The organism is Nocardia wallacei (assembly GCF_029868745.1).
Lineage (GTDB): Bacteria > Actinomycetota > Actinomycetes > Mycobacteriales > Mycobacteriaceae > Nocardia > Nocardia wallacei_B.
In genome coordinates this window covers 1-11,778 of sequence record NZ_JARWOP010000261.1, presented here as the reverse complement: position 1 = coordinate 11,778, position 11,778 = coordinate 1, and the positions used below count along the sequence as shown (strand labels likewise).

General features: G+C 69.1%; 10 protein-coding genes. 7 read left to right on the top strand and 3 right to left on the bottom strand.

Annotated elements, in window-relative coordinates; all coding sequences use genetic code 11:
• Nucleotides 1-97: 97 nt before the first annotated feature.
• From QH470_RS23655 to QH470_RS23640, 4 genes are all read left to right on the top strand, one after another.
• A complete protein-coding gene (locus tag QH470_RS23655) occupies nt 98-1,018 on the top strand; it encodes a sigma-70 family RNA polymerase sigma factor (RefSeq protein ID WP_280274554.1) in 921 nt (306 codons plus the stop codon).
• 121 nt (nt 1,019-1,139) lie between these two features.
• Nucleotides 1,140-1,544, top strand: a complete 405-nt coding sequence (locus tag QH470_RS23650; RefSeq protein ID WP_280274555.1) for a Fur family transcriptional regulator — start codon at nt 1,140-1,142, stop codon at nt 1,542-1,544.
• Nucleotides 1,545-1,580: 36 nt separating this feature from the next.
• A complete protein-coding gene (katG, locus tag QH470_RS23645) occupies nt 1,581-3,812 on the top strand; it encodes a catalase/peroxidase HPI (RefSeq protein ID WP_280274553.1) in 2,232 nt (743 codons plus the stop codon).
• A 124-nt stretch (nt 3,813-3,936) separates the two neighbouring features.
• Complete coding sequence (locus QH470_RS23640; protein ID WP_280274552.1) at nt 3,937-5,556, top strand: WXG100-like domain-containing protein; 1,620 nt, start codon at nt 3,937-3,939, stop codon at nt 5,554-5,556.
• 32 nt (nt 5,557-5,588) lie between these two features.
• On the opposite strand, the gene QH470_RS23635 is transcribed toward QH470_RS23640, so the two are convergent.
• From QH470_RS23635 to QH470_RS23625, 3 genes are read right to left on the bottom strand one after another with little or no spacing between them, the layout of a single operon-like run.
• Nucleotides 5,589-5,852, bottom strand: a complete 264-nt coding sequence (locus tag QH470_RS23635; RefSeq protein ID WP_280274551.1) for a DUF4235 domain-containing protein — start codon at nt 5,850-5,852, stop codon at nt 5,589-5,591.
• Entirely contained in the window at nt 5,852-6,238 is a 387-nt protein-coding gene (locus QH470_RS23630; protein WP_280274550.1) for a DUF3618 domain-containing protein, read from the bottom strand. Before QH470_RS23630 ends, QH470_RS23635 begins: the two co-directional genes overlap by 1 nt.
• Complete coding sequence (locus tag QH470_RS23625; protein ID WP_280274549.1) at nt 6,235-6,648, bottom strand: phage holin family protein; 414 nt, start codon at nt 6,646-6,648, stop codon at nt 6,235-6,237. The genes QH470_RS23630 and QH470_RS23625 overlap by 4 nt, the downstream gene beginning before the upstream one ends.
• A 140-nt stretch (nt 6,649-6,788) precedes the next feature.
• On the opposite strand from QH470_RS23625, the gene QH470_RS23620 reads away from it, so the two are divergent.
• The 3 genes from QH470_RS23620 to QH470_RS23610 all read left to right on the top strand — a co-directional run bounded on the left by QH470_RS23620 (nt 6,789) and on the right by QH470_RS23610 (nt 11,638).
• Nucleotides 6,789-8,135, top strand: coding sequence for a family 1 glycosylhydrolase (locus QH470_RS23620; protein ID WP_280274548.1), 1,347 nt, complete (start codon nt 6,789-6,791; stop codon nt 8,133-8,135).
• A gap of 386 nt (nt 8,136-8,521) precedes the next feature.
• Complete coding sequence (locus QH470_RS23615) at nt 8,522-9,580, top strand: hypothetical protein (protein ID WP_280274547.1); 1,059 nt, start codon at nt 8,522-8,524, stop codon at nt 9,578-9,580.
• A 576-nt stretch (nt 9,581-10,156) separates the two neighbouring features.
• Nucleotides 10,157-11,638 carry an NAD(P)/FAD-dependent oxidoreductase gene (locus QH470_RS23610; RefSeq protein WP_280274546.1) on the top strand — a complete coding sequence of 494 codons (1,482 nt, stop codon included), beginning with the start codon at nt 10,157-10,159 and terminating at the stop codon, nt 11,636-11,638.
• Nucleotides 11,639-11,778 lie beyond the last annotated feature (140 nt).

Below are 11,778 nucleotides of genomic sequence, written 5' to 3'. Positions count from 1 at the left end.
TCCGGTAGGCGGGGGCCAAACCCCCGCTGGGCCCCGCCGCGGGGGGGTCGGGCTATGGCCGCCGCGGATTTCGGGGCCCCCCTTGCACCCCCCCCCGGTGGCGCGGTCGTCGCCCAGCGGGCACGGGCTGGCCTCGATCGCCTACCGCCTGCTCGGCTCGGCCGCCGACGCCGAGGACACGGTGCAGGACGCGTTCCTCCGCTGGCAGGCCGCCGACCGCGAGCACATCGTGACGCCGGAGGCCTGGCTGACCAAGATCGTCACGAATCTGGCGGTCGACAAGCTCCGCTCGGCCAAGGTGCGGCGCGAACGCGCGGTCGGCGCCTGGATGCCCGAACCGCTGCTCGACGGCGATCCGATGCTGGGCCCGGCCGACACCGTCGAGCAGCGCGAATCGGTCAGTCTGGCGGTGCTGCTGCTGATGGAGCGGCTGTCGCCGGTCGAACGGGCGGTTTACGTACTGCGCGAAGCCTTTTCGTACGGTCACGCCGAGATCGCGCGGATTCTCGACATCACCGAGTCCGCGAGCCAGCAGCACGCGCATCGCGCCCGCCGCCACCTCGCCGCCGCCCGCAACACGACGCAGGTGAATCGCGCCGCCGCGCATCGGATCGCGGCGGCGTTCATCGATGCCGCCGCCTCGGGCCGGACCGAGCGGCTGGTGGCGCTGCTGACCGCCGACGCGACCGCGGTCTCCGACGGCGCTGGGCTGAACGACAAGCTGCTGCGGTACTCGGTTCCGGAGCGGTTCGCGGCCGCGGTGCGGGCCGCGTTCAAACCGACTCCGGCGAAGCGCCGACTGGCCGGCGGGTCTCCGTCGATTCATACCGGAGTGATCAACGGTGCCCCGGCGGTCCTCGCTGTCCTCGACGATCGCGTCGTCGGCATCGCCGTCCTCGAGGTGCGCGGCGACAAGATCGCGGCCGTGTGCGGTATGGCGTCGCCCGCCCGGCTCGGCCGCCTCACCGCGCAGTGGCGACGCCACGACCACGAGGCGCCCTTGATCGAATCCTGGTAGCCGAGTCCGCGCAGCGCGGGGTCCGGCGCGGGAAGTTCGATCGTTCTTAATCAAATGCTTGACTCGTTCCAGAATGGGGACGACACTTCCAAAGGTGCCTACGGCCACGGAGTTCCAGGAGATGTTGCGGGGGGTTTCGCTGCGCGTGACCGCCCCGCGGATCGCGGTGCTGCGGGCGGTGCACGGGAATCCGCACACCGATACGGATTCCGTCATCCGCGCCGTGCGCGACCAGCTGTCCACGGTGTCGCACCAGGCGGTCTACGACTCGCTGCGCACGCTCACCGCGGCGGGTCTGCTGCGGTGCATTCAGCCGTCGGGGTCGGTGGCCCGGTACGAGGCGCGCGTCGGTGACAACCACCATCACGTCGTGTGCCGGTCGTGCGGGGCGATCGCCGACGTCGACTGCGCGGTCGGTGCCGCGCCCTGCCTGACCGCGTCCGACGACCGTGGTTACTCGATCGACGAAGCAGAAGTCATCTACTGGGGCCAGTGCCCCGATTGCGCGGCATCACAACGTCCTTGATTCGCAGCCCGCATCACCCATTCAGGAAGGAATGACGTGACATCAGAAAGCCGCCCGCCCGCTCCTGACACCGCGACCCGAAGCAACAGCGAGAGCGAGAACCCGGCGATCCCCTCCCCGACCGCCAAGACCGACCACCGTCCCCGCACCAACAAGGACTGGTGGCCGGAGCAGATCGACGTCTCGGTGCTGCATGCCCACTCGTCCAAGTCGAACCCGCTGGGCGCGGACTTCGACTACGCGAAGGAATTCGCGAAGCTCGACGTCGAGGCGCTCAAGGCCGATGTCGCGGCGGTTCTCACCGATTCGCAGGACTGGTGGCCGGCCGACTACGGCAACTACGGCGGCCTGTTCATCCGGATGAGCTGGCATGCGGCGGGCACCTACCGCATCGCCGACGGGCGCGGCGGCGGTGGCCAGGGCGCGCAGCGTTTCGCGCCGCTGAACAGCTGGCCCGACAACGCGAACCTGGACAAGGCCCGCCGACTGCTGTGGCCGGTCAAGCAGAAGTACGGCACCAGCATCTCCTGGGCCGACCTGCTGGTGTTCGCCGGCAACGTCGCCCTCGAGTCGATGGGCTTCCAGACCTTCGGTTTCGGCTTCGGCCGCCCCGACATCTGGGAACCGGAAGAGGTCTTCTGGGGCCCGGAGGACACCTGGCTCGGCGACGAGCGCTACAGCGGTGACCGCGAACTTGCGGGCCCGCTCGGCGCGGTCCAGATGGGTCTGATCTACGTGAACCCGGAGGGTCCGAACGGCCGTCCGGACCCGGTGGCCGCGGCGCGCGACATCCGGGAGACCTTCGGCCGCATGGCGATGAACGACGAGGAGACCGCGGCGCTGATCGTCGGCGGGCACAGCTTCGGCAAGACCCACGGCGCGGGCGACGCCGACCTGGTCGGCGCGGAACCCGAGGGCGCCCCGATCGAGCAGCAGGGTCTGGGCTGGAAGAGCAGCTACGGCTCGGGCAAGGGCCGCGACGCCATCACCAGCGGCCTCGAGGTCGTGTGGACCTCCACCCCGACCAAGTGGGGCAACGGTTTCCTGCAGAACCTGTACGGCTACGAGTGGGAGCTGACCAAGAGCCCGGCCGGGGCCTGGCAGTGGCAGCCCAAGGACGGCGCGGGCGCGGGCACCATCCCCGACCCGTTCGACGGCCCCGCGCGGACGCCCACCATGCTGACCACCGACCTGGCCCTGCGCGAGGACCCGATCTACCGGGAGATCACCAGCCGCTGGCTGGAGCACCCGGAGGAGCTGTCCGAGGCGTTCGCGAAGGCGTGGTACAAGCTGCTGCACCGCGATATGGGACCGGTCAGCCGCTACCTGGGTCCGTGGGTTCCCGAGCCGCAGCTGTGGCAGGACCCGGTGCCCGCCGTCGAGCACGCGCTGATCGACGAGCAGGACATAGCGGCGCTGAAGGGCAAGGTCCTCGAATCGGGTCTGTCGGTACCGCAGCTGGTGAAGACGGCGTGGGCGTCGGCGGCCAGCTTCCGCAGCACCGACAAGCGCGGCGGCGCCAACGGCGCCCGGATCCGGCTCGAGCCCCAGAAGAACTGGGAGCTCAACGAGCCGGCCGAACTGGCGAAGGTGCTGCCCGTGCTGGAGCAGATCCAGCAGGAGTTCAACGACTCGGCCGCCGGGGGCAAGCAGGTCTCACTGGCCGACCTGATCATCCTCGCCGGATCGGCGGCGATCGAGAAGGCGGCCAAGGACGCGGGCCAGGACATCACGGTGCCGTTCGCGCCGGGACGCACGGACGCGACGCAGGAGGACACCGATGTGGAGTCGTTCGCGCTGCTCGAACCGCGGGCCGACGGCTTCCGCAACTATGTGCGTGCCGGTGAGAAGGCTCCGCTGGAACGTCTGCTGCTCGACCGGGCGTACATGCTCGACGTCACCGCGCCGGAGCTGACGGTGCTGATCGGCGGGCTGCGCGCGCTCGGCGCCAACTTCGGCGGCAGCGCGCACGGCGTCTTCACCGAGCGGCCGGGCACTCTGACCACCGATTTCTTCGTCAACCTGCTCGATCAGAACACCGAGTGGAAGGCGTCGGAGTCGGCCGAGAACGTCTACGAGGGCTTCGACCGCCGCTCCGGCGCGGCGAAGTGGACCGCTACCGCCAACGATCTCGTCTTCGGCTCGCACTCGGTGCTGCGCGCGGTGGCCGAGGTGTACGCCCAGCAGGGCGCCGAGCAGCGGTTCGTGAACGATTTCGTCGCCGCCTGGGTCAAGGTGGCGAACAACGATCGGTTCGACCTCCGCTGATTCCGTAGGCGACGCCGGGCTGTCCCACGGGACGGCCCGGCATCGCTGTCGGATCAATAAGAGGAGTCGTCGGCGATGCGCCATCCAAATCCCTTGTCTCCGAGGTGAGTTCGGGGGGCACGGGGTGAGTATCGAGATACCCCACGAAGTGGCGACGTTCCTGAACCTGCTGGGCGTGCCGTACCCGGATATCGATGAGGACCAGGTGCGCGAGCTGGCCCGGCAGGTGCGGTCGTTCGCGGCGAACGTCGCGCAGACGCACGAGGCGGCGACCGGTGCCGTGCACGATATGGGCGCGGTGTATTCCGGCTACTCGTATGAGCAGTTGGCGGCGTCGTGGGCGCGGATGAGCGCCGACCACATGGCGGGGCTGGACCGGGCGTGTGAGGTGGTCGCGCGGGCGTTGGAGGTCGCCGCCGAGGCGATCGCCGTGGTCAAGGCCGCGGTGCTGGCGGAGTTGGCGGCGCTGGCCGCGGGATACCTGTCGTTGCTGGCGGCGTCGGCGGCCACGATGGGGGTGTCGGCGGCGCTGACCACGGCGGTGCGGGCGGCCGCGAGCCGGCTGCTCACCGCGATGGAGCAGATGCTGATCGCGTATGTGGCGGCCGAGGTCATCGGAAAGGCGATCGAGCCGCTCGAGGACCTCGTGGGGCGGATGGTGAACGGGGTGATCTACGAGGCGGCGGAGAAGGCGCTCGGGGTGCCGCCGTCGTCGAGCGCGCCCCTGCACATCGAACCCGACGAGGTGATGCGGTACGCGGACCTGATGGATGAGTATGCCGACGACATTCTCCGGCATGCCGTGCGGTTCGCGGACAATGTCGCGGCGCTGGATTTCGGGGGTTCGGACGGGTCGGAGTGGGCGGCGCCTTCCAGGCCCGGCGGTGCGCCGGGTGAGGCGGTGGATCGTGGCGTGCCTTCGCCGGTTGACCCGAAAGGTGCTGCGGGCGACAGGGATTCGGACCGTGGCAGTGCCGCTGAGCGGACGGCTCGGCCGGGGGCGCACGAACCGGGAGGTGGACCGGAGAGTGGTGAGCGGCCCGGTGGTGCTGCGGGCAATGGGAAGCCCTCGGTCGATGGCTCGGGCTCGCGACGTGGGGGAGCGGGGGCGGGACCGAGTGCGGGAATTCCTCCCGATGGTGTGGGCCATCCCGATGGATCCCCCGCGACGGAGAATTCCGCGACAGACGACCAGTCCGCGAGGGACGGCGAGGTCGCTACGGACGATGAGGTCGCGGCGCGAATGCCTTTGGCGGAAGTACCGAATGCTTCAAAAAGCGTAGCTGCGCAACAAGTTTCATTTGCGCTTGCACAGCAGGATCCGTTGCCGGAGTCGGCTGCGGGTGCGGCGCTAGCCGCGGCGGATGTCGTGCCGAGGAGTGATCGGCCTCCGGTAGCGGGCCACGATTCTTCCCCACCGGGCGCGGCGCAGTCCGGTGGTCACGGGAGTGCGCAGGCCGCGGCGAACAGGTCGCAGTCCTCGACACCCTGGGAACGGCCGAAGGCGGGCGGTCGGCAAACCGCCCGGAAGCCGCGCCGCCGGACGGGCGGCCGAACGGGGAATCGTGCGCAGGAATCTCGCGATACCCCACGGACGCCGTGGTCGGAAAAGACCCACGCCCCTCCGCCGTCTCCCAAGGTGTTCGCTCCGGAGTCGACCGCCGCCGCCCCACCGAAATCACCTGAAAGACAAGCTGATCCCGCGCCCACCACGGCACCGACGCGCCACGACCCGCGGCCCTGAGCGTGCTGCGGTGACGCCGCCTGCCGCGCCGTTCAGTCGGCGCCGGGCCAGGTGCCGGTGACCTTTCGGAAACCGGTGGCGCCACCGCGGTCGATAACGGCCCGGACGGTGGCGAACACCGCGCCCTGCAGGGCGGCGGCGGCCACGATCTCGCCCCAGGTGCGGTCGCGGTCGGTGGCGGAGGGCGCGTCGTCCTCACCGGTCAGCAGCTTCCAGGTGTGTGCGAACACGGCGGACGCGGCCAATCCGCCCAAGACGCCGACGAGCATGCCCAGCGGTTTGTAGAGCAGTGTCATCACGACCGCCGATCCTTGCGGTTGCGGCGGCGCACGAGCCGCCACGTCACCAGGACCGCGGCGGCTGCGGCGGCCGCGGCGGCGGGGAGCGGACGGCGGCGGACTGCCGCGCCCGCCTGGTCCGCGCGCGCCTCCGTCGTGGCGATCGCCCGGCCGGCGGCGTCCTCGGCCCGCGCGGACAATTCGCTCGCCTTCGCCTGTGCGGTGGTGGAGGTGTCGTGAATTTTATCCTTGGCGCGGGCTGGGACGTCGGCCTTGTGCGCCAGCGCGTCGACCGTCTCGCCGAGTTCCGCGCGCGTCCGCTCGATATCGCGTCTGATGGCGTCCGGTTCGGTCGGCGCCGCCGCTGCCGCCTCGGCGTCGGTGTCACGGTGTGATCCGGTCATCGGCGCAGTCCCTCCTTCACGGTCTCGATATCGGTCTGCACGCCGCTCACCGCCTCCTGCGGCACCGGCGGGGTCGCGGCGCGTACCTGCTTGCTTCCGATCAGCGCTGCCACTCCCGCGATCAGCAGGAGCACCGCGCCGACGAGCAGCGCCGACAGCCACCCGGCGAGCGCCGTGGCCAGCGCCAGCACGACGCAGGCCACCAGCGCCGCACCGCCGTAGAACGCCAGCACGGCCGCGACGCCGAACAGCCCCGCTCCGATCCCGGTCCGTTTGCCCTTCTGCTGCAGCTCGGCGACCGCGAGCCGCATCTCGTCGCGGACCAGGCGGGACAATTGCTCGGAGGCGTCGCCGACCAGCTCGCCCACCGGGCGCTCCCGGGCCGGCGCCGCCCTGATTTCGTCTACCACCAGGGACTCCTTTCCTCGCTGAGGCGTGTCGTTGTCTCGGCTACCCGGTCGGGCGGCGGTCAATCGCGGAAGTCTTTGCGGCTGTATCGACTAGCCGCGATCTCCGGCGTCGACCCCTCGGCGCCCGTTACGCTGAGTCGATGCGATCTCGGTTTCAACGATGTGTCCTGGCCGCGTTCGTCGTCGTCGCGTCGACTCTGCTGCTCGGTACGCAGTCCCTGGCCGCCCCGCCGTTGCGGTCGGCCGCCCTGGCACCACTCGACTCGGAATTCCTCTGGGGGGTGGCGAGTTCCGGATTCCAGTCCGAAGGCCGTGCGCCGGACAGTAATTGGACGCGCTACATCGCCAAGAACCCGAGCTTCGAGCCACTACAGGACTCGGTCGATTTCACCGAGCGGTACGCCTCGGATATTCGCCTGGCCGCCGACATGGGTGTGCGGGTGTTCCGGGTGGGAATCGAATGGGCGCGGTTGCAGCCGGAGCCCGGGGTCTGGGACGACAACGCCTTCCGCTTCTACGACGACGTCGTCGCGAACATCGTGGCGGCCGGGATGCGGCCGATGATCACCCTGGACCACTGGGTGTACCCCGGCTGGGCGGTGGACCGCGGCGGCTGGCGCGGCGCGGGCATGGTCGGCGACTGGCTGGCCAATATGCGCGCGGTCGTCGACCGGTACGCCTCGCGAAATCCGTTGTGGGTCACCGTGAACGAACCCGCTGCCTACATTCAGCACGAGATCCGCGGCGGCGCCGCCGACGCGGGGAGCATGCAGGATCGAATCGTGCAGGCGCACAACGACATCTACGACTACATCCACCAAGTGCAGCCCGGCGCGCAGGTGACCGCCAATGTCGGATACGTCGCCGGTTCCGAGGACCAGGTCAACGGCGCGTTCGCCGACCGGGTCGGGGCCCGGCTCGACTTCGTGGGCGTGGACTACTATTTCGGCTTCGATCCGGCGCAGTCGCTGCTCGGCGCCATCTCCCGGGCCAGCGGTTCGGCCATCCCGACCCTGCCGGGACCGCGCATCTGGGAGATGCCGCTGCGCACCGAGGGTATTTACTATGCGCTGCAACACTATTCGAAGCGCTTTCCGGGTAAGCCGCTCTACATCGTGGAGAACGGCATGCCCACCGAGAACGGCCTCCCCCGCGCCGACGGCTACACCCGCAGTGACCATCTGCGCGACACCGTGTACTGGCTCCAGCGCGCCAAGGCCGACGGCATGAACGTCATCGGCTACAACTACTGGAGCCTCACCGACAACTACGAATGGGGCAGCTACACACCACGTTTCGGCCTCTACACGGTCGACGTGCGCACCGATCCCGCCCTCACCCGCCGCCCGACCGACGCCGTGGGCGCCTATTCGCAGATCGTCGCCGCGGGCGGCGTCCCCGCCGGGTACCGCCCCTCGCACGCCCCGTCGCTGTGCATCTTCGTCGACCCACCGGCCAGCTGCCTCACCCCGCTGGCGGCGGGCTGACACTCCGGGGCCGGGGTTCCGCGGCGGCCGCGCGCCGCCGCGGAACCGTTTGCCGGAGGCGCCGAGGGGGGTTGCCGGAAGCGGTGGCCGGGCCGGGCGCGTTCGGACGATGTTCGCGCCCGGTTCGCGGCGCGTCGTGAAAGCTGTTGCCCGCTAATGCTATTGGGAGGCCGTCCAGAAGCCCCCCGAGCTGCTGCGATGCGTTCGTCTCTCACGAACGGGAGTAGCGGGGCGGTATGCCCGGGTACCCTGGAAAGGCTGACGAACGACGCGGCCGGGCCGGTGCCCGGCTCGAGCTAGGGATGGCAGGGCCCCGCATGAACAGCACAGAAGAGCCGCATCAGGCCAGGTACGCACACTTTGTCGGGTCTCTTCCGGGGGAGTTGATGACGGGGGACAGAGCCGTTCTGCGATGGTTCGCCGACCACACCGCGGGCACCCCGGTGACGGGCCTGCCCTGCGATCTGGACCCCGATTGGATTCTCGAATACCTGCAGACCCGCGGCAAGCACGACGTCTTCGAGATCGTCGCGGCCGGTGACTACACCGACTACAGCACTTTCCCCAGCTACGGTGTGCGACAGGGCCGCCGGCTGGAGCCCGAGCACGTGGCCATGGAGCGGGTCGAGCGGATCGGTGACGTCGTCTCGGCGTGGCAGGCGCTGCAGGGCGAGCGGCCGGAGCTGGCCGGGATGAAAGTGCAGATCAGCCAACCGAATCCGCTGGATCTGGCGATGTTCGTCTTCGCCGGTGCGGCCGTCTCGGCCGGGCTGCCGGTCGGAAAGGCGCTGCGGCACATCGGTGTCGTGGTCGCCGCCTTACGGCATCTGCCGGTGTTCACCGAGGCGGTGCTGGGCGAGATGACCGAGGTCCAGCAGCGCTACGGCGACAGCGTCGTCTGGCAGGTGGAGTCGCCTTTCGCGTTGCTCAGCATGGTCAAAGCCCAGCAGTTGCGGTTCCAGTGGGCGGTGGCGCCCCTCGTCGCCGGGCAGCTCGCCGGATTTCTCGAGCGGATGGCGGCGATCGGGGCGGACCGGGTCGTCCATCTCTGCTACGGCGACTATGGGCACAAGAGCCTGCTGTCGCCCCGCGATCTCGCCCCGGCGGTCACACTCCTCAACCACACCGCGCGACGGCTCCACAAGGCCGGGCTCCCGCTGCCGCCGGCGCACGTGCCCTGCGCGTTCGGCGCCGAGCCGGCGCCGCTCGACCCGGAGTTCTATGCGCCACTGCGCCGACTCGATCCGGGCTGGCGGGTGATCGCCGGAGTGGCGTCGTCGGAACCGGGCGACGAAAGCGCCCGCGCCCGTGACCTGTTCGAGGCGGCGGCGGGCCGCACGGCCTACGGCATCGCGACCGCCTGTGGCCTCGGCCGCTGCTCGGTGGCCGAGGCGGCACAGGCCGCGGCCACGACGGTCGCCGTCGCCGCTGGTCCACGCGGGTAGACAGCCCGACACCGGAGTATCGACGAATCGCCCAGGGGCGGAGCCTGTCCTGTGGATTCGCAATAGTGCGAACACAGGGTTTCGACCGATTTGCCCGCAACGCCCCCGTGCGGTCGTCGATGGCTTTACCCTGGATCAAGGCCGCCAAACCAATTCTTTACGAGGAAGAGCGGGTGATGACGAGACGAGACGATCGTTGCCGCTTCCGGCCAGGCCTTCCGTCCCTCCGGTGACGTTCCCGGCGAAGCGTACGGCTCGGTAGACACCTTCCGGGTTTCCCGATTCCTTCGGCATCGATATCCGACATGCCGTGGGCGACAGCGCGGCAGGCCGCGCCCTCTGTGGGTACCCGCTACCTTTCAGCACCCTTCCGAGAGGTGCTGGCGATCACCGAGAAATGTTCTTGCACTTGAGCTTTCAATGATCGTTTCCTACAATAACTATTGCGCCACGTCTTCTAGTTATCCAGCGGCAATGCTTGTTTCGGGTTGCTGGCCAGCCTGGAGCCCGGAGCGGGTCCGGTCGCCGGTGCGGACGCGCGCATTCTTGTTGTCGGCAGTTTCCAGGGAGTTTGCTATGGGGAACAATCCGCACGTCCTAGTAGTAGGTGGAGGCCCTGCCGGGTCGACCACCGCAGCCCTGCTCGCACGCTCGGGCATTCGAGTAACACTCCTGGAAAAGGACCAATTTCCGAGGTACCACATCGGGGAATCGCTGCTGGCTTCCTGTCTGTCGACGTTGCGCCTGTCCGGCGCGTACGACGAGGTTGCCGCCCACGGATTCCAGGTGAAGCGCGGTGGATATTTCCAATGGAAGGACGACACCTGGTTGCTGGACTGGTCCAAGCTCGTCGACGCGGAGGCCTGGTCGTGGCAGGTTGATCGCGCGGAATTCGACAACATCCTGCTGCGCAACGCCGCCAAGCAGGGCGCCGAGGTGATCGAGCGGGCCACGGTGCAGAACGTGGTATTCGACGAGGACCGTCCGACCGCGGTCGAATGGACCCTCGCCGGTGACGACGAGGTCCGCACCACCACCTTCGACTTCCTCGTCGACGCCTCCGGCCGGGCCGGTCTGCTCTCCCGTCGGTACTTCGATATGCGCAAGCAGCACAACGCTTTTCGCAATATCGCGGTCTGGTCCTACTGGGAGGGCGCACAGCTGCACCCCGACAGCCCCGAGGGCGCGATCAACGTGGTCTCGACCGATGAGGGCGGCTGGTTCTGGCACATCCCGCTGGCCGGTGGTCGCTACAGCGTCGGCTACGTGGTCGCCACCACGGTCGCCGGCGCGCGGGTGCGCGAACTCGGCTCGCGGGAGGCGTTCTACCACGACTCCATCCGCAAGAACCCGAAGCTGGCGGTGATGCTCGAGGGCGCGCGGCAGGTCACCGACGTGCGCGCCGAGCAGGACTATTCCTATGTGTCCGACCGGTTCTGCGGGCCGGGTTATGCCATCGTCGGCGACTCGGCGTGCTTCCTGGACCCGCTGTTGTCGACCGGTGTGCACCTCGCGACGTACGGCGGGCTGTGCGCCGCGGCATCGATCGCCACCGCGCTGCGCGGCGAGATGCCGGAGGCCGAGGCCTTGGCGTTCTTCGACTACACCTATCGCCGCGCCTACGAGCGCTTCCTGGTACTGGTGTCGCGCATGTACGAGCAGTACATCGGCGCCAACGAGTACTTCTCGCACGCCAGCACGCTGACCGACGTGAAAGCCGGTGACACACCGGAGGAATCGTTCACCCGGATCATGGCCGGGCTGACCGACGTGAGCGAGTCGGCGGGCGAGCAGAAGCGTATCGAGACCGACACCATCGTCGCCGAGGCCGAGCACGTCAACGAGGAGGGCGTGAACATCAAATACATGGGGCATCTGGACATGTCCCCGGTATGGAACATCTGGCGTGACCCGCTGGGCGCGGACACCGTGATGGGTGATGTGCGCATCACGACGGCGCCGGTCCTGGGCCTCACCAGCCGGCCGCGCACCGCCGCGGAAATGGAGGGCGTCGTCCGGCCGTTCATACCACCGAAGCGCGACGCCGAGGCGCGGTAGCGGTCGTCGGATTCCACCCGGGTCAGCAGGAACCCCGGCTCCTCGGCCGGACGCTGCACCAGGAAGCTCAGGGCCGTCGTCTGCCTGCCGTAGCTCGCGTCGTAGGCGGTGACGCGAATGTAGTGGCGCGGGAACGTGGT